Annotated in this window: 24 protein-coding genes, 1 tRNA gene, 1 other RNA gene and 1 pseudogene; 14 read left to right on the top strand and 13 right to left on the bottom strand. The window is 65.6% G+C overall.

The features are described 5' to 3' along the window. Positions 1-16 precede the first annotated feature (16 nt). From ACWJIO_RS09280 to ACWJIO_RS09250, 7 genes and pseudogenes are all read left to right on the top strand, one after another. Positions 17-1453 (top strand): AAA family ATPase, encoded by a 1437-nt coding sequence (locus tag ACWJIO_RS09280; RefSeq protein WP_480313025.1) that lies wholly within the window; start codon positions 17-19, stop codon positions 1451-1453. Positions 1454-1783: 330 nt separating this feature from the next. Next, positions 1784-2100: pseudogene (locus ACWJIO_RS09275) on the top strand (type II toxin-antitoxin system PemK/MazF family toxin). A 179-nt stretch (positions 2101-2279) separates the two neighbouring features. Next, the gene (locus ACWJIO_RS09270) at positions 2280-2609 is read left to right on the top strand and encodes a hypothetical protein (protein WP_480313024.1); all 330 of its coding nucleotides are present in this window, start codon (positions 2280-2282) and stop codon (positions 2607-2609) included. 487 nt (positions 2610-3096) lie between these two features. Beyond that, positions 3097-3372, top strand: a complete 276-nt coding sequence (locus ACWJIO_RS09265) for a hypothetical protein (RefSeq protein ID WP_480313022.1) — start codon at positions 3097-3099, stop codon at positions 3370-3372. Positions 3373-3565: 193 nt separating this feature from the next. After that, positions 3566-3925 (top strand): DUF1801 domain-containing protein, encoded by a 360-nt coding sequence (locus tag ACWJIO_RS09260; RefSeq protein ID WP_480313020.1) that lies wholly within the window; start codon positions 3566-3568, stop codon positions 3923-3925. 61 nt (positions 3926-3986) lie between these two features. Continuing rightward, complete coding sequence (locus ACWJIO_RS09255; protein ID WP_480313019.1) at positions 3987-4370, top strand: hypothetical protein; 384 nt, start codon at positions 3987-3989, stop codon at positions 4368-4370. Positions 4371-4402: 32 nt separating this feature from the next. Further along, the gene (locus tag ACWJIO_RS09250) at positions 4403-4795 is read left to right on the top strand and encodes a class I SAM-dependent methyltransferase (protein ID WP_480313018.1); all 393 of its coding nucleotides are present in this window, start codon (positions 4403-4405) and stop codon (positions 4793-4795) included. Positions 4796-4902: 107 nt separating this feature from the next. Here the strand turns inward: ACWJIO_RS09250 and ACWJIO_RS09245 are convergent, their stop codons facing one another. After that, positions 4903-5421: a WbuC family cupin fold metalloprotein gene (locus ACWJIO_RS09245; RefSeq protein ID WP_480313016.1), complete on the bottom strand. Its 519-nt coding sequence runs from the start codon at positions 5419-5421 to the stop codon at positions 4903-4905. 28 nt (positions 5422-5449) lie between these two features. On the opposite strand from ACWJIO_RS09245, the gene ACWJIO_RS09240 reads away from it, so the two are divergent. After that, complete coding sequence (locus tag ACWJIO_RS09240) at positions 5450-5761, top strand: Mpo1-like protein (RefSeq protein ID WP_480313015.1); 312 nt, start codon at positions 5450-5452, stop codon at positions 5759-5761. 3 nt (positions 5762-5764) lie between these two features. Here the strand turns inward: ACWJIO_RS09240 and ACWJIO_RS09235 are convergent, their stop codons facing one another. The 4 genes from ACWJIO_RS09235 to acpP all read right to left on the bottom strand — a co-directional run bounded on the left by ACWJIO_RS09235 (position 5765) and on the right by acpP (position 10710). Next, positions 5765-7018, bottom strand: a complete 1254-nt coding sequence (locus tag ACWJIO_RS09235) for a PQQ-dependent sugar dehydrogenase (protein ID WP_480313014.1) — start codon at positions 7016-7018, stop codon at positions 5765-5767. Between the two features lie 93 nt (positions 7019-7111). Continuing rightward, positions 7112-9136 (bottom strand): transketolase, encoded by a 2025-nt coding sequence (gene tkt, locus ACWJIO_RS09230; protein ID WP_480313013.1) that lies wholly within the window; start codon positions 9134-9136, stop codon positions 7112-7114. A gap of 75 nt (positions 9137-9211) precedes the next feature. After that, a complete protein-coding gene (gene fabF / locus ACWJIO_RS09225) occupies positions 9212-10459 on the bottom strand; it encodes a beta-ketoacyl-ACP synthase II (RefSeq protein WP_480313011.1) in 1248 nt (415 codons plus the stop codon). Positions 10460-10467: 8 nt separating this feature from the next. Further along, positions 10468-10710, bottom strand: coding sequence for an acyl carrier protein (gene acpP, locus ACWJIO_RS09220; RefSeq protein ID WP_480313010.1), 243 nt, complete (start codon positions 10708-10710; stop codon positions 10468-10470). A 170-nt stretch (positions 10711-10880) separates the two neighbouring features. Here acpP and psaC point away from each other — a divergent pair, with 170 nt between their 5' ends. Next, a complete protein-coding gene (gene psaC, locus ACWJIO_RS09215; protein WP_011295528.1) occupies positions 10881-11126 on the top strand; it encodes a photosystem I iron-sulfur center protein PsaC in 246 nt (81 codons plus the stop codon). Between the two features lie 95 nt (positions 11127-11221). Then, positions 11222-13135: a glutamine--fructose-6-phosphate transaminase (isomerizing) gene (gene glmS, locus ACWJIO_RS09210; protein ID WP_480313009.1), complete on the top strand. Its 1914-nt coding sequence runs from the start codon at positions 11222-11224 to the stop codon at positions 13133-13135. A gap of 4 nt (positions 13136-13139) precedes the next feature. Here the strand turns inward: glmS and ACWJIO_RS09205 are convergent, their stop codons facing one another. Both ACWJIO_RS09205 and rimM read right to left on the bottom strand, forming a co-directional pair. Next, on the bottom strand, positions 13140-14609 hold the full coding sequence (locus ACWJIO_RS09205) for a mannose-1-phosphate guanylyltransferase/mannose-6-phosphate isomerase (RefSeq protein WP_480313007.1): 1470 nt from the start codon (positions 14607-14609) through the stop codon (positions 13140-13142). 75 nt (positions 14610-14684) lie between these two features. Continuing rightward, positions 14685-15251, bottom strand: coding sequence for a ribosome maturation factor RimM (rimM, locus tag ACWJIO_RS09200; protein WP_480313006.1), 567 nt, complete (start codon positions 15249-15251; stop codon positions 14685-14687). Between the two features lie 109 nt (positions 15252-15360). Here rimM and ACWJIO_RS09195 point away from each other — a divergent pair, with 109 nt between their 5' ends. Further along, the gene (locus ACWJIO_RS09195; RefSeq protein WP_480313005.1) at positions 15361-15540 is read left to right on the top strand and encodes an NAD(P)H dehydrogenase subunit NdhS; all 180 of its coding nucleotides are present in this window, start codon (positions 15361-15363) and stop codon (positions 15538-15540) included. On the opposite strand, the gene ACWJIO_RS09190 is transcribed toward ACWJIO_RS09195, so the two are convergent. After that, positions 15521-16255: a ribonuclease III family protein gene (locus tag ACWJIO_RS09190; protein WP_480313003.1), complete on the bottom strand. Its 735-nt coding sequence runs from the start codon at positions 16253-16255 to the stop codon at positions 15521-15523. The genes ACWJIO_RS09195 and ACWJIO_RS09190 overlap by 20 nt on opposite strands. A gap of 40 nt (positions 16256-16295) precedes the next feature. Then, an RNA gene (rnpB, locus tag ACWJIO_RS09185) (RNase P RNA component class A) lies at positions 16296-16704 on the bottom strand. Between the two features lie 89 nt (positions 16705-16793). Between rnpB and ACWJIO_RS09180 the strand changes: the two genes are divergently transcribed. Further along, positions 16794-16867 (top strand) — tRNA-Arg (locus ACWJIO_RS09180). A gap of 1051 nt (positions 16868-17918) precedes the next feature. On the opposite strand, the gene ACWJIO_RS09175 is transcribed toward ACWJIO_RS09180, so the two are convergent. Further along, positions 17919-18110, bottom strand: a complete 192-nt coding sequence (locus ACWJIO_RS09175) for a hypothetical protein (protein ID WP_480313001.1) — start codon at positions 18108-18110, stop codon at positions 17919-17921. Between the two features lie 32 nt (positions 18111-18142). After that, positions 18143-19723 carry a mechanosensitive ion channel gene (locus tag ACWJIO_RS09170; protein WP_480312999.1) on the bottom strand — a complete coding sequence of 527 codons (1581 nt, stop codon included), beginning with the start codon at positions 19721-19723 and terminating at the stop codon, positions 18143-18145. 159 nt (positions 19724-19882) lie between these two features. On the opposite strand from ACWJIO_RS09170, the gene ACWJIO_RS09165 reads away from it, so the two are divergent. Then, complete coding sequence (locus ACWJIO_RS09165) at positions 19883-20221, top strand: hypothetical protein (RefSeq protein WP_480312997.1); 339 nt, start codon at positions 19883-19885, stop codon at positions 20219-20221. Between the two features lie 65 nt (positions 20222-20286). After that, positions 20287-20775, top strand: coding sequence for a hypothetical protein (locus ACWJIO_RS09160; RefSeq protein ID WP_480312994.1), 489 nt, complete (start codon positions 20287-20289; stop codon positions 20773-20775). A gap of 10 nt (positions 20776-20785) precedes the next feature. On the opposite strand, the gene ACWJIO_RS09155 is transcribed toward ACWJIO_RS09160, so the two are convergent. Continuing rightward, positions 20786-23320, bottom strand: a complete 2535-nt coding sequence (locus tag ACWJIO_RS09155) for a glycogen/starch/alpha-glucan phosphorylase (protein WP_480312992.1) — start codon at positions 23318-23320, stop codon at positions 20786-20788. Continuing rightward, positions 23317-25758 carry a phosphoketolase family protein gene (locus tag ACWJIO_RS09150; RefSeq protein ID WP_480312990.1) on the bottom strand — a complete coding sequence of 814 codons (2442 nt, stop codon included), beginning with the start codon at positions 25756-25758 and terminating at the stop codon, positions 23317-23319. The genes ACWJIO_RS09155 and ACWJIO_RS09150 overlap by 4 nt, the downstream gene beginning before the upstream one ends. Positions 25759-25834: the final 76 nt, after the last annotated feature.

Genomic DNA, 25834 nt, shown 5'->3' with positions numbered 1-25834 from the left:
AAGCACTTATGTCTGCATGAACAACAAGTCCAGACTATTCCTTTCTGCTCATAGAAAGTGCCTGACCGAATATTCCGCTAAAAACCTAGATCCCAGTATTCCCAGTGCTCTTGGCGCAATTTTTCTCGATATCGCTCACCTATATTTGCATACAGTTCCAGGTGCGGATCAGAGTGATTACTGGATATCGTTTGTTTTCGACACTTGCTGTTGCGCTGGCATGTGCTCAGAGAGGTATATCACTTTTTTGAGTGTCGCGCAAAAGCGGGGCTACATCAGAAAGACCCTTGAAGCGAGATTGTTAACAGTTGACGCCTCACTATCAAGAGCAGATACGCTTGCCAAGCGGATTGTTGACTTTGCAGCATCTGAAATGCGTGCCCATAGTCTGTTACAGATCAAGCAGAAGGATGTGACAAATGCAATACTAGATTACGCGCACATTCTGATATCAATTGACAGGAGAGTGGATCAGGAGGAAGAGAGTTTCTTCAACATCCTGAGGGATGGAGTGTATAGAGGAATGGGATGGCGTCAGGATTCAGTGAAGACATCCATAGGGGGCGCAGGAATAACTGTGGGCAACTCCTCCGACGCGAATGAACCAAGTACTCACGATCGAACCGTTGAACAGGTCTTCGCCGAGATAGATCAGATGACTGGCCTGGATAATATTAAGGATGAGGTCAGATCACTTGTCAACATACTTCGCGTTCAGAAGTTAAGAGCGGAAGCGGGTCTTCCAAATCCTGATGTTTCAAACCACATGGTCTTTTACGGTAATCCTGGAACTGGGAAGACGACTATTGCTCGCAAGCTTGGGGAGATGTACAGTATACTTGGTCTCCTCAGTAAAGGACATTTTATCGAAATCGACAGAGGCGGTCTAGTTGGTGGATATCTCGGACAAACGGCTATCAAGACGACAGAGGTCTTGGACAGAGCATTGGGAGGAATTCTATTTATAGACGAAGCATATAGTCTGTCAGCCTCAGATGGCACTGATCAGTACGGTCAAGAGGCAATAGACACTATACTGAAGTACATGGAGGACCACAGAGAAGACATAGTCGTAATAGTCGCAGGGTATCAAGAGCCTATGGCAAGATTCATGTCATCAAATCCTGGTCTGAAGTCCCGTTTCAACAAGTATTTCTGTTTTGAAGACTACTCGAGTAATGAATTGCAAGAAATATTTATCTCTATCGCCGATTCCTCTAATTACAGACTAGGTGAGGACGCGAGGGGCAAACTATCTCGTGTAACAGACGAACTGGTGCGATTGAAGGCGCATAACTTCGGGAATGGGCGAACCATGAGAAACCTGTTCGAGCGCTCGATCTCCAATCAAGCAAATCGAATCATCATGCAGAATACAAGCACAAGAAGCGATCTCACTATCATACTGAGCGAAGATATATCCTGGAAGGATGCTCAAGATCTCTCCCGGTAAATCCAAGTCAGTACAGGCTGCATTGCGCTTGTCATGTAATCCCTCCATTGTGTCGACTTCGGTGGACGTGTTTTTAATCTTATTTCTTCCTTGTGCGCACTCTGCATATGTCATCTCCACTGGAGACGACGACACGATCACCGTGGGGGAGGGCCAGTCAACGGATCAAGGTCCGCTTTGCCTGTAAATATGTTTCTGATACATCCCAATCCACATACAGAATAGAGCCCCGTAGATCACTACAATCACTGCTGCCCATCGGATTGGACATCACCGTTAGGACCAAGGCAGTGGACCGCTACGGGTGGAGCGTTGCTGAGGTGCTTAAGGGTGCCATTAACCCCCCAGACAGGTAGTGAGCAGGCTGGGAGGCATCCTGCCTTGGTGATCTCACCGAAGGCCTACAACGCCAAGGCTGGCTTGGCGCTGTTCTGTCCAGTAGTTTTCCTGTAAAGGGTTATCCCATTGAAGTGGCCTTGCCAGAGGAGAGCGGTGTGAGTGGTGTCGTTCTTGCAGATCAGCTGAAGAGCGTTGGCTGGCGTACGAGAATAGCCAAGTTGATTAAGACAGCGACGGCTGATGTTCTGGCGATGGTTGCATCAAGGATCCTTCCTCTGCAGGATCCTGACAATGCGGCCACTCTCTAACACGGCCATTCACCTGACCCGCCACCAGAGATTCTCTGCCCCCTTGGGGGATGCTTTCGCATCGTCTCTCTACAGGCAGGTGATGGCCAGCGTTAGTTCTCTTCTAGGGCTACAAGCTGTGATTCTTACGGGCGGGGAAGGAATCACCTCCGGATAGCGCTGAATGACGAAGGGGAAGCTTGCGCTGGGTTGGCCAGACCAACCCCGTTGTTGATACAATTGTTGCGTGGCGGCAACAGAGCGATGGACTCCCAGAATCCGATCAGGATTTCTTCACCTTCCTGCTCAGGGCCGTGCTCCTATCGATGGGGGCGTTCCTGTTCTTTAACGAGGTGATGGTGAGTTCGGAACCCATAGGCCGACGCCTCCGCTTTGGTCAGGGCTTTAGGCGCTCCTTGTGGGGCGACTATGGGACGGGATTCGGTGGTAGTGGCAGGGGAGGCGGCTTCGGGGTGCCCCTCGGCTTGGCCGACATCTTCGGCCTGATGATGATGCCGCTGGAGATCTAGGTTTGACTGCTGTTCGCGCTGCCCAATCAACGCTGGGGCTGGTTTCAGGTTCTGGCCTAGGCGGCGGGGGGGCCGCAGACGCTGATCATGGGATTCCCCCACACTACGTTTTGGGACTTGCTCACGAAGGTGGTCCTGATCGGCAGCCGCGGCGGCCTGATGTTCCGTTCGCTCAAGGGATACGACGATGACAAGAAACAAGAGGACCGTTGAGGATCTGATCAGCGAGATGGAGGGGCTGGCGTCTGCCACCAAGGGGTCTCCTCAAAACAAGCCTCCTGGTAGCCAGGCCCGACTTCCGTCTGCGGAGTCTCCCGGCTTCCGAGGCCGGTGGCTGCTGGCCGTCGCAGTTCTGGCCCTTGGGTTCGGGGCCGGTTGGACCGCGGCGGGCCTGCGGCCACCGGCAGACGGTGCTGCTGCGGCAAAACCAGGCAAAGAGACCCGACAGGATCTGCTGGCGGCCGGCTGGCAGGAATCGGATCAAGGAGTGTTCACCCGCCAGTGCCAGGACAACTGCCGCCGGCCCGTGTTCTATGGCGGCGGCATGGCCGACGTGATGGAGGTGAACTGCCTGGAGCGCCCCTGCGGAGAAATCAGGGCGGAGTTTGCTGTGCTGGATGGGCGCGGCCAGGTGATCGATCAGATCAAGGAGCTCCGCCCCGGCCGGCAGGGTGAGCGCCTGCAACTCGTGCTCGAGTCCCAGCTTCCGGAGGCTCGCCGCTTCGTGCTGCAGTCATTCAGCGCCAAGGCCCGTCTGGACTGAGGTTCTCTCCCGCCGACTAACAAGGCCATACCTGAGCCACCACCGAAAGCGTCAGAATGTTCCCAGTAATCCCTGCGACCTGGTAATGGCGGACATTATCAGTCATGCCTTGGCCGGCAGACTATACCTCTGATCCGTATAGTCGGCCGGGCTTGAACCAAGACAGCCGATTCCTCAGCGGAGCACCACCTCCATGGCCCAGTCAGTTCAGACTCTTCTGGATCAGATTCACTTGCTCGGAGAAGAGCAGTTTCAAGTGCTCCAGGCAGTGCGAAACCTTGTCAGGGAAACCATCATTCCAATGACAGAAGAGGTCAAGTATGGAGGCATTCTTTTCACTTCTGACGTCCAGTTCGGTGGTGTTTTTGCGTACAAGGAACATGTCTCCGTGGAGTTCAGCCTGGGCGCCAACATCAAGGATGAGGACGGGTTCCTGGAAGGCGGTGGCAAGCGGCGCCGTCACCTCAAGCTCAGGCATCTTGACGACATAGCGGCTAAGAAGTTGGGGAAGTACCTTCAGATGGCCCTGGAGGCCGCCAGGAGAAAGCCGTGATTTAACCTGCTAAGATTATTTTCTTTCGCAACTGAGAGGACTTTCAGTGGCAGTAAACAACATGTCTGCACATCCAATCCATCTGGGTCTTGGTGCAACCGCCGAGGTTGAGCCTCTGTTCACCGGTGACATGGATTGGTACACAGAATACATCAGCCGCCATAGCGAAGACGGTGCGGAGGGGCGACTCTTAAGCATGCATCAATTCAACGCCTCGTGGGACATGTGGGAGATGCATCCGCACGGGAGCGAAGTTGTTCTTTGCACCTCTGGTGCCATGATCCTCTATCAGGAAGATCCTGATGGCCGTCACTCCTCCATCACACTGGGGCCAGGCCAGTACGCCGTCAACCCTCCAGGCACCTGGCACACCGCTGATGTGGAGCACGAAGCAACGGCACTGTTCATCACCCCAGGATTGGGCACTACGCACCGGCCGCGATGAGCACTGTTTGATCCATCCACAACGGCAAGTCGATGCGGAACTCCCCTTACCTCCTCGGGCACTCTGATCACGAACTCAATCGCCTGCGCAGCCAGGCACGGTTGCTGGAGCCGATGACCAGGCAGCTGCTTGGTGAGGCGGGCATTCGGCCAGGCATGCGTGTTTTAGATGTGGGTAGCGGCGCCGGAGATGTGGCGTTTCTTGCGGCTGAACTCGTTGGTGAGGCTGGGAGCGTGGTGGGCGCCGATCAGGCAGCTGCCGCCGTGGCCGCAGCGACCTTGGCGGCTCGAGAGCGTGAACTGCCAAACGTTCAGTTCCGCAAAGGCAATCCAGCGGAGATGGCGTTCGATGGGGTCTTCGATGCCGTGGTTGGACGCTATGTACTCCTGTTTCAGGCTGACCCTTGTGGCCTTCACCGGCGCTGATCTTCCAGCTCCAACGATGCGCCTGCACACCTTCCTGGCGGGTGATTCCAAGGCCCGGGAATGGCTGCTGGGAGTGGTCGATATCGTTGAAACCCTGCTGCCAGCCATCAGTGGGGCTGGAACAACGCCCGCCACTGCCGCTCCTGCAGCTCGGCCTCACGGGTGCCCTCGGCGGGGAATTGCGGCAGGAAGTCCTTGTCCCTGGAGGGTTGGTACGGGCCCTGCTTGAGCTCGAACATCACCGCATCGGCGCTGAGGGCCACGAGCGTGTGGAACTGGCCTTCGGCCAGCTCGATGCCCTGCACCGGCCCGCCGGCCTCGAGGCGCAGGGTCTGGGTCACCTGGCCGTGCTGATCCAGCAGCAGCAGGCCGATGGCGCCCTGCAGCACCAGGAAGCACTCGAAGCCGCTGCCGGGTTGCTCGCGCAGGTGCCTGTGCGGCCGCACGTAGGTGCCGGGCTGCAGGGCGTTCAGAAACCGGTGCACCAGGTCGGGCAGCTGGTGCAGGTTGTGGTTGCGGCGGCGACGCGGCGACGCCGAGGCCTGCCGGCTCAGCTGATCGAGCAGGGCCTGATCCATCAGCTGCAGGGCAGGCCGCTCAGCCGTTGGCCGTTCAGGATGGGGCAACGGTTCAGGGCATCGGGCGGAAGGCGGCATGGGCACAGACCGGCAGTACACCAGCTTTGCCGACTTCTACCCCTTCTATCTGGGCGAACACGCCAACCGCAGCTCCCGGCGCCTGCACTTCCTCGGCGCCAACCTCGCCATCGTGCTGGTGCTGCTGGCCCTGCTGACCCAGCGCTGGTGGCTGCTGCTGCTGGCCCCGCTGCAGGGCTACCTGCTCGCCTGGGCGGGACACGGCCTCTTCGAGCGCAACCGCCCCGCCAGCTTCCGCTATCCCCTGTTCAGCTTCCGGGGCGACTGGTGCCTGTGGTGGGAGATTCTCAGAGGCAGCATCGAGCTCTGAGCTTCAGAGCCCCGTGGGCCGCACCCGCAGCAGGCGGCCCTGCTCCTCATCGGTGAGCACATAGAGCGCTCCATCGGGCCCCTGGCGCACATCCCTCACCCGGGCGCCGATCGGAATCACGGATTCGGCGATCACGGCACCGTCGGCATCGAGCTGCAGGCGCCGCACCCCGCCGGCCACCAGACCACCGGCGAACAGGTTGCCGCGCCACGGCGCCACCCCCTCGCCCTGGAGCAGCGCCAGGCCGGAGGGGGCGATCGTGTCCATCCACACCCGGCTGGGGTCCACGAAACCCGGCGCGCTGCTGGCTGGCGCCACGGGTTCGCCGCTGCTGTATTCGAGGCTGTGGGCCACCACCGGCCAGCCGTGGTTGGCGCCGGGCCTGATCAGGTTGAGTTCGTCGCCGCCCCGGGAGCCATGCTCCGTGGCCCACACCCGCCGATGCACCGGGTCATAGGCCAGGCCCTGGATGTTGCGGTGGCCGAGGCTCCACACGGCCGGGTCAGTCCCCGCCTGGCCCACGAAGGGGTTGTCGGGGGGGATGGAGCCGTCGTCCTGGATGCGGATCAGCTTGCCCAGGTGGCTGGCCGGGTTCTGGGCCTGGAGCCGGATCCAGGCGCCATCGAGGCTCACGGGCGGGTTGCCGCCATCGCCGATCGACACCAGCAGCGTGTCATCTGGCAGCCACAGCAGCCGCGAGCCGAAGTGCTGGCCGCCGCTCTTGTCACGGTTCACCGTGAAGATCACCTGCCAATCGCTCAGGGCCCGGCCATCGAAGCGGGCCCGGGCCACACGGGTGCCGTTGGCCTCCTGGCTGCCATGGGCGTAGCTGAAATACACCCAGCGGTTCTGCGCAAAGCGGGGGTGCAGGGCGATGTCGAGCAGGCCCCCCTGGCTTGAGGCGAACAGCTGGTTGGCGGCCACATCGGCCACGGGCGCCACGCCGGGCACCGGCTCTGGATCCAGCACACCGGCGCGCACGACCCGGAGCCGGCCGGGGCGCTCGGTGATCAGCAGATCGCCATTGGGCAGCCAGGCCACGCCCCAGGGGCGGTTCAACCCCTGCACCACAGGCTCCAGCGCCACAGCCTCCACAGGCAGCCGGGCCGGATCCGGACTCAGCAGCGCCGCTGCGCCGCCGGCTGAGCTCAGGCCCGCACCGCCGCCCGAATCGCCGACTTCGGCCTGCCCGTCGCCCGGCTGGGCCCCGCAGCGGGGCAGACCTGCCATCGCCAAGGCCCCGATGGCGAGGGACATCACAAGCGGGGCCAGAGGCCGTTCATGAGGGGGGAACCAGGGCAGGGAGGGTGCCACGCGGGACTGGGGCTTGAGGCCCCCAGTCTGCTGGCTTCAGCCGAGGGCCTTGGCCTTGGCCACCACGTTGTCCACCGTGAAGCCGAACTGCTCCATGCACACCGGACCCGGGGCCGAGGCGCCGAAGCGGTCGATCGACACGCTGCCGCCTTCGAAGCCGGTGTACTTGTGCCAGCCGAAGGAGCTGGAGGCCTCCACCACCAGGCGCTTGCGCACCGCCGCCGGCAGCACGCTCTCGCGGTAGGCGGCGTCCTGCTCCTCGAACAGCTCCACGCAGGGCATCGACACCACCCGCACGCTCTGGCCATCGGCCCGCAGCTGGGCCGCCGCCTTGACGCAGAGGTCAAGCTCGGTGCCGGTGCCGATCAGGATCAGGTCCGGGGTGCCGTCGCTGTCCTCGAGGATGTAGCCACCCTTGGCCACGGCAGCCGCGGTGGAGCCGGGCTGGTTGGCCATGCCCTGGCGGCTGAGGATCAGGGCGGTGGGGCGCTTGCGGTTGGCGATCGCCACCTGGTAGGCACCGCTGGTCTCGTTGCCGTCGCCGGGGCGGATCACCAGCAGGTTGGGCAGGGAGCGCAGGGTGGCGAGGGTTTCGACCGGCTGGTGGGTGGGGCCGTCTTCGCCGAGACCGATCGAGTCGTGGGTGAGCACGTAGATCACACCCAGCTCGCTCAGGGCCGAGAGGCGGATGGCGCCGAGGGCATAGCCGGCGAACACCGCAAAGGTGCCGCCGTAGGGAATCAGGCCACTGCCGTGGTAGGCGAGGCCGTTGAGGATCGAGGCCATGGCGTGCTCGCGCACACCGAAGTGGAGGTAGCGGTTGGCTTCGCCGCCCTTCTGGAAGCTGGCCTCACCCTTGATGTCCGTGAGGTTGGAGTGGGTGAGGTCGGCCGAGCCGCCGATCAGCTCGGGCAGGTTGGGGCCGATGGCGTTGAGGCAGTTGAAGGAGTGCATCCGGGTGGCCAGGCCCTTGTCCTCCGGGGTGTAGCTGGGCAGGGCGGCATCCCAGCCCTGGGGCAGCTCGCCCCGCAGCTGGCGCTCGAACTGGGCGGCCTCGGCGGGGTAGGTGCTGCGGTAGGTGGCCAGGGTTTCGTTCCAGGCGGCCTCGGCGGCGGCACCGCGGCTGATCGCCTGGCGCCAGTGGTCGTACGACTCCTGGGGCACCTCAAAGGCGCCGTAGGTCCAGCCCAGATTGTTGCGGGTGAGCTCGGCCTCATCGGCGCCCAGGGCGGCGCCGTGCACGCCGGCGGTGTTGGCCTTGTTGGGGGAGCCGTAGCCGATCGTGGTGGTCACCTTGATCAGCGAGGGCCTGTCGGTGACGGCCTTGGCCTCGGCGATGGCCCGGGCAATGCCGGCCACGTCCGTGTTGCCGTCAGCCACATGGATGGTGTGCCAGCCGTAGGCCTCGTAGCGCTTGAGCACATCCTCCGTGAACGACACCTGGGTGTTGCCGTCGATGGTGATGTGGTTGTCGTCGTAGAGGGCGATCAGCTTGCCCAGGCCGAGGTGGCCGGCCAGGGAGGCGGCTTCACTGCTCACGCCCTCCTGGTGGCAGCCGTCGCCCATGATCACGTAGGTGTGGTGATCGATCAGGTCGCAGCCGGGGCGGTTGAACCTGGCCGCCAGATGGGCCTCGGCCATGGCCAGGCCCACGGCGTTGGCGATGCCCTGGCCGAGGGGGCCGGTGGTCACCTCGACGCCGGCGGTCTCGAAGGTTTCCGGGTGGCCCGGGGTCTTGGAACCCCACTGGCGAAACTGCTTGAGGTCGTCGAGGCCCACCGAGTCGTAGCCGGTGAGGTGCAGCAGCGCATAGAGCAGCATGCAGCCGTGGCCGGCGGAGAGCACGAAGCGGTCGCGGTTGAACCACTTGGGGTTCTTGGGGTTGTGCTTGAGGGTCTGGTCCCAGAGGGCGTAGGCCATGGGGGCGCAGCCCATGGGCAGGCCGGGGTGACCCGAGTTCGACTTGTTGATGGCATCGACAGCCAGGAAGCGGATGCTGTTGATGCAGAGCGTTTCCAGCTGGCTGGCGGGGGCGGTGGAAGTGGTGGGGGTGGCGACCATCGGGAAGGAGCTAGGGGGTAAGGGGGATCAGGCTTGACGCAACGGGCGATGCCGGGCGGTGGGGCTAACGGACCATCAGCTCAGACGCCGGAAGGCCAGGCAGACGTTGTGGCCACCGAATCCGAAGGAGTTGGAGAGCACTACGTTGAGTTTCCGTTCTCGGGCCTGGTTGGGCACGACATCCAGATCACAGGCGGGATCCGGATTGTGGTAATTGATCGTAGGCGGCACCAGGCCATGCTTCATGGCGAGCACCGCGGCGACGGCCTCGATGCCGCCGCTGCCGCCCAGCAGGTGGCCGGTCATCGACTTGGTGGAGCTCACCGGAATCTGCTGGGCCCACTCGCCCAGGGCACTCTTGATGGCGGCGGTCTCGTTGCTGTCGTTGGCCTGGGTGCTGGTGCCATGCGCATTCACATAGTCCACCGCTTCCGGCTCCAGCTGGGCATCCCGCAGGGCGAGCCGCATCGCCTGGGCGCCACCGCGGCCGCCGGGGGCGGGTGAGGTGATGTGGTGGGCATCGCAGCTCATGCCGTAGCCCACCACCTCGCCCAGGATGGTGGCGCCGCGGGCCTCGGCATGCTCCAGGCTCTCGAGCACCAGCACCCCGGCGCCCTCACCGATCACAAAGCCGTTGCGCTCGGCATCGAAGGGGCGGCTCGCCGTGGCCGGGTCGTCGTTGCGGAAGGAGAGGGCCTTGGCACTGGCGAAGCCCGCCAGCCCCAGGGGCGTGATCGCCGACTCGGCGCCACCGCACACCATGGCGTCGGCCAGGCCCAGCTGGATCAGGCGGTAGGCATCGCCGATGGCGTTGGAGCCCGCCGCACAGGCCGTGGCCACAGCGGAGCTGGGCCCCTTGGCGCCGAGGGCAATCGCCGTGAGCCCGGTGGCCATGTTCGGGATCATCATCGGCACGCAGAACGGGCTGACCCGGTCGGGGCCGCGGTCGGCCAGCACGTGGGCCTGGCTCTCCATCATCAGCAGCCCGCCGACGCCGGAACCGATCGCCGTTCCCACCCGCTCGTCGTTGCTGGCATCGATCGTGAGGCCGGCATCGGCCACGGCCTGCTTGGCCGCCACCACCGCGAACTGGCAGAAGCGATCCCAGCGTTTCGACTCCTTGGGCTCGAGCCAGGCGCTCGGGTCGAACTGCTTCACCTCGGCAGCGAAGCGACAGGCATGGCGGCTGGCGTCGAACAGGGTGATCCCCGCGACGCCGTTGCGGCCGCTGCTCAGCCCATCCCAGTAGCTGGAGACGTCATTGCCGATCGGTGTGACCGCGCCGAGGCCGGTGATGACGACCCGCTGGAGACCCTGGACCATGGAGCGGTTCAGGCCTGCTTGTCCTGGATGTAGGTGACGGCATCCCCCACGGTGGTGATGCCCTCGGCGGCCTCATCGGGAATCTCGATGTCGAAGGCCTCCTCCAGGGCCATCACCAGCTCCACGGTGTCGAGGGAGTCGGCCCCGAGATCGTTCTGGAAGTTGGACTCAGACTTCACTTCTGCGGCGTCGACGCTGAGCTGTTCAGCAACGATGGAGCGCACTTTCTCGAAGATCGCTTCCTGGGACATGGCCGCTGTGTTGGTCGAGGCACTCTACGGGTCGCCCCGCCGGGGGCCCATCAGGGGCTGCGCTCTGGCGACTTATGAACAAGGGTGACGGCCATGGCGTCGGCAGTGATCCCACCCGAGCGGCTTGGGTACCTTTGCCACACGCCGAGTCTCAGCACACCGGAGTTCAGATGTCTCACGCCGTCAAGATCTACGACACCTGCATCGGCTGCACCCAGTGCGTCCGTGCCTGCCCCCTGGACGTTCTCGAGATGGTGCCCTGGGACGGCTGCAAGGCCTCCCAGATCGCCTCCTCCCCCCGCACCGAAGACTGCGTGGGCTGCAAGCGCTGCGAAACCGCCTGCCCCACCGACTTCCTCTCGATCCGCGTCTACCTGGGCGACGAGACCACCCGCTCCATGGGCCTCGCCTACTGAGATTTGAGCTGTCGCCCAGCCGCCCTGGGCCCTCCCACCAGCTCCCATAAGCTCATGCCCGGCCCCCGCCGGGCTTTTTTTGTGACTCCTGGCCTATGTGCGGCATCGTTGCCCTGATCGGTTCCCGGGAGGCGGCTCCCCAGCTGCTGGAAGGGCTGCGCCAGCTGGAATACCGCGGCTACGACTCCGCCGGCATCGCCACCGTGGAGCTCCGCGGCGAAGGCCCCGAGGGGCAGCTCCACTGCCTGCGGGCGGAGGGCAAGTTGGTGAACCTCACGGGCCGCTTTGAGCAGCAGGGCGCGCCGGGCCACTGCGGCATCGGCCACACCCGCTGGGCCACCCACGGCAAACCCGAGGAGCGCAACGCCCACCCCCATCTCGATGGCCGCGGTGAGCTGGCGGTGGTGCAGAACGGCATCATCGAGAACCACCGCAGCCTGCGCGAGGGCCTGCAGCAGGAGGGGGTGGTGTTCCGCTCCGACACCGACACCGAGGTGATTCCCCACCTGCTGGCGCGGCGGCTCGACCAGCTGCTGGGAGAGGGTGCCGAGGCGGGGCCGGCGCTGTTGCTGCAGGCGGTTCAGGAGGTGCTGCCGCTGCTGGCCGGGGCCTACGCCCTGGCGGTGGTGTGGGGCCGGGTGCCCACAGCCCTGGTGGTGGCCCGCCGCGCCGCCCCCCTGCTGATCGGCCTCGGCGAGGGGGAATTCCTGTGCGCCAGCGACACCCCCGCCCTGGCGGGCTTCACCCGCACCATCCTGCCGATGGAAGACGGCGAGGTGGCCCTGCTCACCCCCCTCGGCATCGAGCTCTACGACGCCGCGGGCCAGCGGGTGCAGCGGACCCCCAGCCTGCTGAGCGGCACCCAGCACGTGGCGGACAAGCGCAGCTTCCGCCACTTCATGCTCAAGGAAATCCATGAGCAGCCCGAAACCGCCGCCCTCTGGGTGGCGCGCCATCTGCCCCCCGAGGGGGAGGCGCGACTCGTGGCCCTGGCCCTCGACGAGGGCGTCTACGAGGGGGTGGAGCGAATCCAGATCCTGGCCTGCGGCACCAGCCGCCACGCCGCCCAGGTGGGCGCCTACCTGCTGGAGCAGCTGGCCGGCATCCCCACCAGCGTGTTCTATGCCAGCGAGTTCCGCTACGCGCCGCCGCCGCTCAGCCGCCACACCCTCACGATCGGCGTGACCCAGTCGGGGGAGACCGCCGACACCCTCGCGGCCCTGGCCATGGAGCGCGACCGCCGCCAGCAGGTGGCCGATCCGGCCTACGCGGCCCGCCTGCTGGGGATCACCAACCGGCCGGAGAGTTCCCTGGCCCGCATGGTGCCCCACCTGCTCGACATCGGCGCCGGCATTGAGGTGGGCGTGGCCGCCACCAAGACCTTCCTGGGCCAGCTGCTGGCCTTCTACGGCCTGGCCCTGGCCTTCGCCGAGCGCCAGGGGGGCGCCCCGGGGGTGGGGGAGCCCGAGCAGTTGCGCCAGCTGGTGGGCCAGCTGCGCCAGCTGCCGCTGCTGCTGCGCCAGCTGGTGAACGACCACGACCAGCGCTGCGAGGCCCTGGCCCATCTGTTTGCCGACACCCAGGACGTGATCTTCCTGGGCCGTGGCATCAACTTCCCGATCGCCCTCGAGGGCGCCCTCAAGCTCAAGGAGATCAGCTACATCCATGCCGAGGGCTATCCGGCCGGAGAGATGAAGCATGGCCCGATCGCCCTGCTCGATTCACGGGTGCCGGTGGTGTCGATCGCGATGCCGGGGCCGGTGTTCGAGAAGGTGCTCAGCAACGCCCAGGAGGCCAAGGCCCGCGATGCCCAGTTGATCGGGGTGGCGCCCCAGGGGCCCGACACGGACCTGTTCGACGTGCTGCTGCCCGTGCCGGAGGTGTCGGAACTGCTCAGCCCCCTGCTCACCGTGATTCCGATGCAGCTGCTCAGCTATCACATCGCTGCCCACCGGGGCCTGGATGTGGATCAGCCCCGCAACCTGGCCAAGAGCGTCACGGTGGAGTGAGCCATCAGCCGCTCTTCACCACGACATCACTGCGCCCGTAGCGGTCTTCGAAGCGCACGATGTCGTCTTCGCCGAGATAGGCGCCGCTCTGCACCTCGATCAGCTCCACGGGGATCTTGCCCGGGTTGCTGAGCCGGTGCCGGGACCCCAGCGGGATGTAGGTGCTCTGGTTCTCGCCCACCAGCTCCTCCTGGCCGTCCTTCTCCACCACCGCGGTGCCCTTCACCACCACCCAGTGCTCGGCCCGGTGGTGGTGCATCTGCAGCGACAGGCTGGCACCTGGATTCACCATGATCTTCTTCACCTGCCAGCGCTCGCCCTCCACCACGCCGTCGTAGGAGCCCCAGGGGCGGTAGATCTTGCGGTGCGCCCTGCTCTCGGGGGCGCCGGCCCGCTCCAGGAGTCCCACCACGGTCTTGACGTCCTGGGCCTTGTCGCGGTGGGCCACCAGCACCACGTCGTCGGTCTCGACCACCACCAGGTCTTCCACCCCCAGGCCCACCACCAGCCGGTGCTCGCTGCGCAGGTAGCAGTTGCGGCTGGCCTCGCTGATCACCCGGCCCCGCAGCACGTTGCCGGCGCTGTCCTGGTCAGCGGTTTCCCACAGGGCACTCCAGCTGCCCACATCACTCCAGCCGGCCTGCAGGGGCAGCACACAGCCCAGCTCGGTCTTTTCCATCACCGCCACGTCGATGGCCACCCCCGGGCAGCCGGCGAAGGCCTCCCGTTCCAGCCGCCGGAAATCGAGGTCGGCAGAATCGTGCTCCAGGGCGGCACGGCAGGCGCTCACCACCTCGGGGGCCAGGCGTTCCAGTTCCGCCAGAACAGCGCTGGCGCGGAACAGGAACATGCCGCTGTTCCAGGTGAAGCGCCCCGAGGCCAGGAAGCGCTCCGCCGTGGCGGCATCAGGTTTTTCCACGAAGCGGGCGATCGGCACCGGCTGGGGGTCTGCGGCCCCGGCGGCGGGCAGGGGTTCGGCCGCCTCGATGTAGCCGTAGCCGGTTTCAGGTGCCGTGGGCACGATCCCGAAGGTCACCAGCTGGCCCGCCATGGCGGCCCCCAGGCCGGCCTCCACCGTGCGGCGGAAGGCGGCGGCGTCGCGCACCACGTGGTCGGCCGCCAGCACCAGCAGCAGGGGGTCGTCGCCTCGGGCCGTGGCGTGCAGGGCTGCCACCGCCACGGCGGGGGCGGTGTTGCGGCCGATCGGCTCCAGCAGGATGCCGCCGGGGTCCACCTCGATCTGCCGCATCTGCTCGGCCACGATGAAGCGGTGGTCTTCGTTGCAGATCAGCAGCGGCGGCGCCAGTCCCGGCAGGCCCGCGAGCCGCTGGTGGGTCTGCTGCAGCAGGGTCTCCTCGCCACTGCCGCCCAGGGCCCAGTACTGCTTCGGGTAGCTGGCCCGCGAGAGGGGCCACAGGCGGGTGCCGGTGCCCCCGCAGAGGATCACGGGAACCAGGTTGGGAGTGCTGCTCATCGCTGTCCTGCCGTGCCGCCATTCAAGGGCAGCCTGCCAAGCTGGTGGGGTGGCACTGATGCAGAGCCGCTGGCGTCAGAGGTCAAGCAGACCTGGAGGAGGGGTGATGCCGATCCAGCCCTCGGCCAGCCGCACCTCCGGCACGATCGCCTGCACGAAGGGGATCAGCAGCCGGCGACCGTCGCTGCGGGCCACCTCCAGCAGGTCGTTGCCCGCGTGGATCAGGTTGGTCACGGTGCCGAGCACGGCGTCTGCCCCGCTGCCGTTCTCAGCACCGCCCTCGCTGCCGCGCTCAAGCAGGCGCACTTCGAGGCCCACCAGATCCAGCAGGTAGAACTCGCCTGGGGCCAGCCTGGGGCGGTCGCTGGCGGGCACCAGCAGTTCCTCGCCCACCACGGCCTCGGCGGCCTCGCGGCTGTCCACCCCGGCCAGCCGCAGCACAAACAGCTCCTTGCCCGGCAGGGGCCTGCCAGAGAGCAGTTCCAGGGGGCGAGCCGCTTGGCCGCGCCGCTGCAGCCAGCGGCGCCCGGGCCGGGTGAAGCGCTCGGGGAAGTCGCTCATCGGCAGCACCCGCACCTCGCCCTTCAGCCCCTGGGCGGCCACCAACCGGCCCACCACCAGCAGGTCTTCGGTTTCCGTCATCGCTGTGGCTCGTCAATCGCAGTCATCGCTGGCGCTGATGGGTCCGGGCCGTCACTGCTGCCAGTTGCGGCGCTTCCAGCCGATAATGGCGCCACGCCGGTTTCTCACCATGACTGACCTTCCAATCCTGCCGGGCAGCACCGTGGTGGTGCGTGACGGGCGCTCGATCTACAACGGCTACAAGGGCTTTGTGCAGCGCATCAGCGGCAACCGGGCCGCCGTGCTGTTCGAGGGTGGCAACTGGGACAAGCTGATCACGGTGCCCCTGCTCACCCTCGAACAGCTCTGATGCGGGCGAGGGCCAACCGGGCCGCATCCTGCTCAGCGGCCCGGCGCGAGCCGCCCCAGCCCTCGGCTGGCTCCGCCCCGCCGGGTTCGAACCAGACGCGGCAGTGAAACCGCCGGGGATCGCCGTGGGCCGGGCTGGCTTCACGGCAGCTGTAGCGCGGCAGCCCCAGACCCTGGCCCTGGGTCCACTCCTGCAGCGCCGATTTCCAGTTGTGGCGGTCGGGGTCGGCCAGCAGGGCCGTGCTGCTGCGCTGCCAGTGGGGGGTGAGCCAGCGGTGCACCGGCTCCAGGCAGCCCCAGGCCTGGTAAATGGCGCCGATCAGGGCCTCGCACAGCTCCGCCCGCACGGTGGCCTCGCCGGCGCGGTCGCCCTGGGCCATCGGACCGATCAGGGCCACGCTGGCCACGCCACACTCCTGGCCCAGTTCCGCCAGCCAGCGGTCACTCACCAGCTGGCTGCGCAGGGCGGCGTGGCGGCCCACGCTGAGGCCGTGGTGGTGCTGACGCAGGTATTCGGAGGCCGCCAGCCGCAGCACGGCGTCGCCGAGGAACTCCAGCTGCTCGTGGTTGCGGGGCAGGCGGGCGGAGGTGTGGGTGAGGGCCTCATCCACCGGGGCCAGGGCCACTGCCGTGGATCCGGGACCGCCGGGAGCATCCGGATCGAGGCCAAGGGCGGCCAGAAAGGTCACCAGTTGGCGGCGGCGGTCGGGGGTCACGGCATCGGGATGGGGCGGGGCGGCGCAGGGCAGCCGAAGGGGTGAAAGCAGGGCGTAAGCCGGGTTCTGTTCCGGAGCCGGGCGGACCCTGGCTCCGGGGTGATCATCTGTCTGGGACCGCCGTCTCCGACGGCCTCGAGCGGCGCACTTGTGGCGGGACGGGTGTCATGGCCAACCGTTGTCCCTGGGCCTTGCTCCCAGCCGGGGTTTACCGAGCCAGCACCTCTCGATGCTGCTGGTGCGCTCTTACCGCACCTTTGCACCCTTGCCTGTGCACGGGGACAAGCCCCGGCCATCGGCGGTGTGTTTCTGTGGCACTCTCCTCGCGGTCACCCGCACTGGGCGTTACCCAGCAAGCCTGGCCATTGGGGAGCCCGGACTTTCCTCAACCGGGCGGACCGGCGGCCCGAAGACCGCCGCCCCCCGATCGCGATCACCTCGCCTGCTTTCACCCCCCATGATGCCTGTCGGTCCGGCGGCCAGGGCTGCAGCTCCGGTGAGGCCGGGGCGCGGGGTCGGTCGCATAATGGCGTGGCCGGGGGCTGTAGCTCAGCCGGATAGAGCGGCGGTTTCCTAAACCGTAGGTCGTGGGTTCGAGTCCCGCCAGCCCCGTTATTGCCTGCCCAAGGCGTGCCCCAGCAGCTCGGCAGGCCAAGGGAGCACGGACCAAGGCCAGACGAAAGGATCGCAGAGCCGATGCGTCTAGCTGCCTGTAGCGACAGAGGGTGCAGTCGTCCGGGCTCGATAGCGCCGGCGAAGGGTACTCAGACCCGCAACCGGCAGGAGAAGCAGGGCGGAAAACGGCGCTGGAACGGCCACCAAGGCTCCACTGACAGAAGTGAAGATCGCCCGTTCGCCTCCACTGCAATTCCGACCAGCGGTCGGACCGGAGGTGGGTTGACTGGCACTGCAATAGAACCCACCAACAGTGAGCGGCCTCACGCCTGGGGAATCGGTGAGGGGTCCACCAGAAAAGGTGATCTGCAGTACATCCACATCACTGTTTGGAAGATTATTGAAAATCAGCGTGTCGACTCCGTTGTAGAAGAGGACGCTTGTGAAGGTCGTCGTATTACCTCTGCTGGCCGGGGTTGGGCCGAAGAAATCACAGGGGTCGCTTTGTCCACTGGGCCCTTCAAAACAGACTGCGGTCACAGAGAGGTCTGTAAAGGTGGGGTTATTTCCTCCGGGGTTCGTGAAATTGAACGATCCGGAAATTGTTCCGTTAAACGTCGAACTTCCCACAGGGTTTTGATTCGACGGGTCATTGTCCACAAAGGTGGCCCCGGATGCCGTTCCAGTGAACACATACTGAATGGCCTGGGCTGGCGCGCTGACACCCACCACCAACAAGGCGGCACATCCTGCTACTGCACGGATTCCAATCCGAAGCGAGGTTCGCAACCTGGAGAGCTGCACCGAAAGATCTGAGGGGCGATTGCTGGGCAAACTTATAGAGCCACAAGTATTGGCAATGGCCACAAGTATTTTCAATCGCCAACAACGATAGTTATAGCTTGCCATGGCCCGCAGGCAATGGGATCTTCATTTCAGCTGAGTATCTGCTGAACAGTTCATGTGAGAACTCCAAGAATTGACCCGTTCAATCCTGCGGGGATCTGGCCAGCCAACCTCGCAATCCGGCCCCACTCGGGCTGCTCGCTCAAGGCCCGCCGCTGGGGACAGACCGGGGAGCCCCGGGGGACGGGGGGACGGACTCCTCCAGCACCAGGTCGATTTCGCCGATCCAGAGCACCAGTCCCGCCAGGCAGGCCAGGGCAGCAAGCAGCAACCACCAGTGGCGACGGTCCATGGCGACAGGGCACAGGAAGGCCGTGACATTGGAACACGCCATTGACCTGTGCCCGGGGCGAAGGCCTCGGCGCTTCAGCGGCCCTTGAGGCTGCCCACCCACTCGCGCAGTTGCTCGGCCGCCACCTCCCGGCCGCCGAGGCCGAAGGCCACCGCTGCGGCCACGGCCAGGGACCCCAGCACCAGGCCGAAGGCGAGGCCCACGATGTTCGGAGCAACGCCGATCTGCTGCAACGCCATGGCGCCGCTGAAGCCGATGATCGCCACCCGGGAGATCTGGGCCAGAAGCGGGGCCTGGTGGCCGCTGGAGCCGCTCACCAGGTGGTGGGCCAACTGAGCCAGGTAGAGGCCTACGGCGAACACAACCAGGCCCGAGAGAATCTGGCCGAACAGCAGCAGCAGACCCTCCACCACCACAGCCAGGCCAGGCAGGTTGAGCACATCGGTGGCGGCCACGGCCGCGAACAGCACCACACCCACCTGGGCCAACACCCCCAGCAGCTCCGAGGGACGCCGGCCGATGGGGTTGTCGCCGTCGCGGTTGAACCCCTCCAGACCCATCCAGCTGTAGAGGCGATCGAAGCCCACCCCCGCCAGCAGCCGGCTCACCAGCTGGCCGATGAAGCGGCCCGCCACCACACCCAGGGCCAGCACCAGTGCAGCGGTGAAGATCAGGGGAAGGGCCGAAAGGATGCTGTTCAGCATTGCCGTGGCGGGCGTCGAGATCGCCGGGATGGCCAGGGCGTCGAGGGCGGCGGTGGCGGTGGGAATCAGGATCAGCACGTACACCACGGTGCCCACCAGCCAGGAGAGCTTGCGGCCGCCCTGCCTGGGATCCAGGCCGAAGCCCGCACCCACCTGGTCGATGCCGCTGGAGGCGAGCAGGTTGGCCACCAGCAGGCGCACCGTGCGGGCCAGGAACCAGCCCACGGCCGCAATCGCGGCGGCCTTGGCGATCTGGGGCAGGGCACCCAGGAAGCTGTCGAACAGGTTCACCACGGGGGTGACCTGGGAGCCCAGGTTGAGGGCGTTGAGGATCAGTGGCAGGAAGAACAGCAGCACCAGCCAGTACACAACCTCGGCCAGGGTGTGACCCACCTGGCCGACCAGGGCAACCGGCTGAGCGGCCTCAGCAGTCGTGGTGTCGGGGGCGGCATCGGCACCGGCCTCCGGGGCTGCAGCGGCAGCAGCCAGAGGCCCAGCCTCCGGTCCGGGGCTGGGGCTGAGCCCCTGGGTGACGCGCCGCAGGGCAGCCCTGGCCAGGGAGGCCAGCAGCCAGCCCACCGCGGCCAGCACGGCGGCGGCGCCCAGCTGGGGCAGGAACGAGAAGATCTGATTGAGGAACTGGTTGAGCGGCTCCGAAACCGTGGTGAGCTGCAGCACGTTCAGGGCCGCCACGATCGAGAGCACCATCACCACCCAGAACACCACCCCGGAGAACAGGCGGTCGAGCTGGGGCATCGAGCCCGTGCCGTCAGCGCCCACGGCACCGGTGATGCGGCGGTCCAGACCCATGCGGCGCAGCAAGCGCCGCACCCCCCGGGCCAGCAGGGCGGCCACCACGTAGCCCAGCACCAGGATGGCCAGGGCACCGAGCAGGTTGCCCACCAGGCCCAGCATCTGCGGACCCACCAGAGCCTTGATTGGATCGGCCATCGGCTCTCTCTGGTGCGGGGGGCTCAACTTCAACCCTGTTCAGAGCTTCCCCAGATGTCAAGCAGCACCGGCGAAGGGGCTTCCCGTAGCTGACGCTACCTATGGTGCCCTGTCGATTTCCACCACTGCCGCTAGCGTGTGTTCAACGTCGGGACCTCCATGACGCAACTGCATGATCTGCGCCTGCGCCTGTTGGTGCAGCAGGAAAGTGAGCGCATCGCCGACGGCCATCTCGACGAACTGGATCTCTCGGTGGTGCAGGCCCGCTGCCTCTGCTGGCTGGCGCTGCTGGCCCAGGCGCACGAGGAGCAGGCCGGAGACGCCGAGCAGCGCGGCGACACCGAGCAGGCCATGGGCTGGTTTGCCGACTCGATGCGGCTGAGGGATGTGATTCAGGTGGTGAGCTCAATCGAGATCCCGATCCCCTCCGCCTGCGATGACAGCGACGACGACGATGGCGCCAGCGACTGCCTCCATGGAGACGGCCTGGCGGCCTGAACCCCGATTGGCGGCGGCCCTGGCCCACGGTGCCATGATGGGGACTGACTTCCCTGGGGAGCGCGGTGCCCGAAGAGCCCTGCCAGTGCCCTGATTGCCAGCGGTTCTATCGGGAACATGACCGATTGATCCGGGAGAACCCCACCCTGCGCCAGCAGCAGGAGCTCAACTGGGCTGCCCTGCAGTCCTTCCGGACGCTGGCGGGCCGGGTGATGGATGAATTGCAGAAACAGGCCGATGCCGCTGAGGAGGGGGCCCCGGCTGCCGCCACTCCTCCGCCCGCGGACAGTGGCGGGGCTGCGGTGGCGCCTGAGCAGGAGGCCCCGGAGCCGGACGCCTTCCAGCAGGCCCTGGCGGACCTGGAGAACATCAACGCCCACCTGTTCTCGATCGAGGCGCTGATGGAGCGCATCTTTGATGTGCGCATACCGGATGAGGTTGAGCAGAAGTTCCGCGAGGTGGCTGGGGAGCTGGCCCCGGACCCCCTCAACGCCGATCGGCTGCGGCTGAACCGACTGCTGCACCAGACCCCCGATCTCCCAGACCGGGGCTGACGGGGCAGCGTCAGTCAGGCATCGCGTCGGTCTCGCAGGAGATCTTCACCGGGTAGGGCTTCACCTGCCAGATCTTGTCGGCGTAGTCCTGGATGGAGCGGTCGGAGGAGAAGAATCCGCTGCGGGCGGTGTTGAGCAGGGCCATGCGGTTCCAGCGGGAACGGTCAGCCCAGGCCTCACCCACGCTCTGCTGGGCGCGCAGGTAGTCGTCGAAGTCGGCCAGCACGAAGTAGGGATCCCGGCCGGTGAGGTTCTGCAGCAGCGGTCGGAACAGCTCTCCGTCACCATTGCTGAAGTGCCCCTGCTCCACCAGGCGCAACACCTCAGCCAGCTCGGGCATGGAGCCGATCAGCTCCCAGGGGCGGTAGCCGCCGCTGCGCAGCTCGGCGATCTCTGAGGTGGTTTTGCCGAACAGGAAGAAGTTGTCTTCCCCCACCTGCTCACGAATCTCCACGTTGGCGCCATCAAGGGTGCCGATGGTGAGGGCGCCATTCATGGCGAACTTCATGTTGCCGGTGCCGGAGGCCTCCATGCCGGCTGTGGAGATCTGCTCCGAGAGGTCGGAGGCGGGATACACCCTTTCGCCCAGCTTCACGTTGTAATCCGCCAGGAAGATCACCCGCAGGCGGCCCTCCATATCGGGGTCTGAGTTGATCGTTTCGGCGATGCCGTTGATGAACCGGATGATCAACTTGGCCATGTAATAGCCCGGCGCAGCCTTGCCGCCGAAGATCACCGTGCGGGGCGGCAGATGGTCGCCATTGCCGTGCTTGATGCGCAGGTACTGGGCCACCACCTGCAACGCGTTGAGATGCTGGCGCTTGTACTCGTGGATCCGCTTCACCTGCACGTCGAACAGGGAGGCCGGGTCCACCAGCACGCCGTTATGGCGATGGATATAGTGACTGAGCTGGGTCTTCACGGCCAGTTTGGTGGCATCCCAGCGCTCCAGGAAGGCGCTGTCCTCGACAAAGCCCTCCAGCTGCTTCAGCTGGCTGAGGTCGCGCACCCAGCCTTCACCGATCGTCTCGTTGAGCAGCTCGCTCAGCCGCGGATTGGCCAGGGCCATCCAGCGCCGGGGGGTCACACCGTTGGTGACGTTGGTGAACTTCTCGGGCCAGAACCTGGCGAAGTCCGGGAAGAGGTCGGTGGTGACCAGCTGGCTGTGCAGGGCCGCCACCCCATTGACGTGGTGGGAGGCCACGGTGGCCAGGTTGGCCATCCGCACCGCCTTGCCGCCGTCCTCATCGATGATCGACATCCGCCTCAGGGCGCCCTCATCGCCGGGGTAGCGCAGGCGCACCTGCTGCAGGAAGCGGCGGTTGATCTCGAAGATCAGCTCCAGGTGCCTGGGCAGCAGCGAGCCGAACAGGTCCAGGCCCCACTTCTCGAGGGCCTCAGGCAGCAGGGTGTGGTTGGTGTAGGAGAGCGAGCGGCTGGTGATGTCCCAGGCCCCATCCCAGGTGAGTTGCTTCTCATCGATCAGCAGCCGCATCAGTTCGGCTACCGCAATCGAGGGGTGGGTGTCATTGAGCTGCACCGCCCAGTGCTGGGGAAACTCCTCGATCGGCAGGCCGCGGCCCTCCAGGCTGCGCAGCATGTCCTGCAGGGAGCAGCTCACGAAGAAGTGCTGCTGCTTGAGGCGCAGGCGCCGGCCCTCGTCGGTGCCGTCGTTGGGATAGAGCACCTTGGAGAGGGTTTCGCTGCCCACCTTCTCCTCCACGGCGCCGTAATAGTCGCCGATGTTGAAGGCGTAGAAGTCGAAGCTCTCGGTGGCATCGGCGCGCCACAGGCGCAGCCGGTTGCAGGTGTTCACCCGGTAGCCCAGCACCGGCACATCGTGGGGGATGCCGATGGCATGCTCGGCAGGAATCCAGCGCGACCGCTGCACGCCGTTGCTGTCGCGGTAGGTCTCGGTGCGGCCACCAAAGCCCACGAAGCAGGCCTGATCGGGCTGGGGCAGCTCCCAGGGCCAGCCGGCCTTGAGCCACTTGTCGGTGACCTCCACCTGCCAACCATCCCGGATCAGCTGATCGAAGATGCCGAATTCGTAGCGGATGCCGTAGCCGGAGGCCGGGATCTCCAGCGAGGAGAGCGATTCGAGGAAGCAGGCGGCCAGTCGGCCCAGGCCGCCGTTGCCCAGCCCCGGCTCCTCCTCCACGTCCAGGATCTGGTGCAGATCGTCGATGCCGAAGCGCTTCAGGGCCTGGCTGGCCGACTCCTCGATGCCCAGCATCAGCAGGTTGTTGCCCAGCTGGGGACCGATCAGGAACTCGGCCGAGAGGTAGGCCACCACCCGGGTGGGGGCGGCCCGCAGGGCCTCGAGGCCGGCCAGGTAGCGGGTCATCAGCCGGTCGCGCACCGCGTAGCTGAGGGCGACGTAGAGGTCGTGGCGGGTGGCGGTGGGGGCGAGCTTGCCGAGGCTGAAGAACAGGTGCTCGGTCATGCCGTCGAACACGTCCTCCGGCCCGGAGCCGCTGCGGTTGGGGTCGGCGTAGCAGCCTGGAGTGGGCAGGCGCAGGGCCCTGGGTTGGATGGTGGTCATGCCTCGGGTGTACTCCAGCGCCAGTTGGTGATCTCGGGGGCGTCCATGCCATGGGTGTGGGCATGGGCGCGATTCGCCAGGATGGCGTTCTTCATGCGTTCTTTCACATGGGCGGCCCTTGAGCCGAGCCCGTTGACACGATCAATCACATCAATCACAAGATTGAAGCGATCGATCTGGTTGTTCATCGCCAGTTCGAGGGGGGTGTTGATGTTGCCCTTTTCCTTGTATCCACGCACATGGAAATTAGGGTGGTTGGTGCGGCGGTAGACCAGCCGGTGAATCAACCAGGGATAGCCATGGAAGTTGAAGATCACTGGCTTGCTGGTGGTGAACAGGCTGTCGAAATCCCGATCACTGAGGCCATGGGGATGCTCTGAGGGTTCGGTGAGAGCGAACAGCTTCACCACATTGAGCACCCGGATCTTCAACTTCGGGCACTCCTGGCGCAGGATCTCCACCGCCGCCAGGGTTTCCTTGGTGGGGATGTCGCCGGCACAGGCCATCACCACATCGGGCTCATCGGGATCGGTGCCGCTGTCATCGTTGCTGGCCCAGCTGAAGATGCTGATGCCCTTGGCCACGTGGGCGCGGGCCTGCTCAAGGCTGAGGTACTGGAGGTGTTTCTGCTTGTCGGAAACGATGATGTTGCAGACGTTGGGCTCCACCAGGGCCTCTTCCGCCACCGCCAGCAGGGAGTTGGCATCGGCGGGCAGGTAGACGCGAACCACCTCGCCGCTCTTGTTGCCGGCCAGATCGATGAAGCCCGGATCCTGGTGGGTGAAGCCGTTGTGATCCTGGCGCCACACCGTGGAGGAGATCAGGCAGTTCCAGGCGCCGATCGGGGCCCGCCAGGTGGCGTGGTGGATGCAGCTCTCCAGCCACTTGGCGTGCTGGTTGAACATCGAGGCGATCACATGGGCAAAGGCCTCGTAGGTGTGGAAGAAGCCGTAACGGCCGGTGAGCAGATAGCCCTCCATCATCCCCACCAGGGTGTGCTCCGAGAGCATCTCCACCACCCGGCCCTCGCGGGCCAGCTCGCTGCCGTTGAGGTCTTCGGGGAGGAAGTCCTCCATCCACACCTTCTTGCTCACCTCGTAGATCGCCTGCAGGCGGTTGGAGGCCGTTTCATCCGGGCCGAACACCCGCAGTGAATCGGGGTTGCGGCTGATGGAATCGCGCAGCAGGCAGCCCAGGGGCGCCGTGTTCTCGTGCTCAGTGGCACCCGGCTGCTCCACCGGCACGGCGTAGGCCTCCACCGGCGCCAGGCGCAACTTGCGGCGCAGCTGGCCGCCATTGGCATGGGGGCTGGAGCCCATCCGCCTGGGGCCCACGGGGGCGAGGGCCTGCAGGTCGGGCCAGAGGCGGCCTTCCCGGTCGAACAGCTCCTCAGGCCGGTAGCTGCGCATCCAGCCCTCCAGCATGGCCAGCTGCTGGGGATCGGTTTTGGGGGCCGCCAGGGGCACCTGGTGGGCCCTCCAGAAGTTCTCGATCTTCTTGTCGCCGAGGGCGGCGGGGCCGGTCCAGCCCTTGGGCGAGCGCAGCACGATCATCGGCCAGGCCGGGCGCACGGCCTCACCACTGGCCCGGCAGGTGGCGCGCACCTGCTGGATCGCATCGACGGCCTGGTCCATCGCCGCGGCCATGGCGGCGTGCATGGCGTGGGGCTCATGGCCCTCCACCAGGATCGGCTCCCAGCCGTAACCGCGCAGCAGGCTCACCAGCTCCTCGCGCGGGATGCGGGCCAGCAGGGTGGGGTTGGCGATCTTGTAGCCGTTGAGGTGCAGCACCGGCAGCACCGCCCCATCCGAAATCGGATTGAGGAACTTGTTGATGTGCCAGCTGGTGGCCAGCGGGCCGGTTTCGGCCTCGCCATCGCCCACGCAGGCCACGGCGATCAGCTCGGGGTTGTCGAACACCGCGCCGCAGGCGTGCGAGAGCACGTAGCCCAGCTCGCCGCCCTCATGGATCGAGCCGGGGGTTTCCGGGGTGCAGTGGGAGCCGATGTGGCCCGGGAAGGAGAACTGCTTGAAGAAGCGCCGCATCCCCTCGCTGTCGCGGGAGATGTCGGGGTACACCTCGCTGTAGCTGCCATCGAGGTAGGTGGGGGCCAGCACGCCCGGGGCGCCGTGACCGGGGCCGGAGAGGTAGAGCATCTCCAGGTCACGCTCCCGGATCACCCGGTTGGCATGGGCCCAGATGAAGGCCTGACCCGGGCTCGACCCCCAGTGGCCCAGCAGCCGGTTCTTGATGTGCTCGGGCTGGAGGGGCTGCTGCAGCAGGGGATTGTCCTGCAGATAGATCATCCCCACCGCCAGATAGTTGGCGGCACGCCACCAGCGGTCGATCAGGGCCAGGTCCTGCTGGGAGGGTGTGGTGGACGGGGGCGGCAGGCTGCTGGCGAGGTTCGGGATGGCGGTGGAGAGCAGTTCTCCCATCTCAGTCAGCCCAGAAACGGCATGTGCGGACGGTAGCGACCATGGCCACGGTGGAACGGCGCCGCTGGTTAGAGAT

The organism is Paraciimarium castrense LEGE 11436 (genome assembly GCF_056633055.1).
This window is presented reverse-complemented; position numbering and strand designations above follow the sequence as displayed.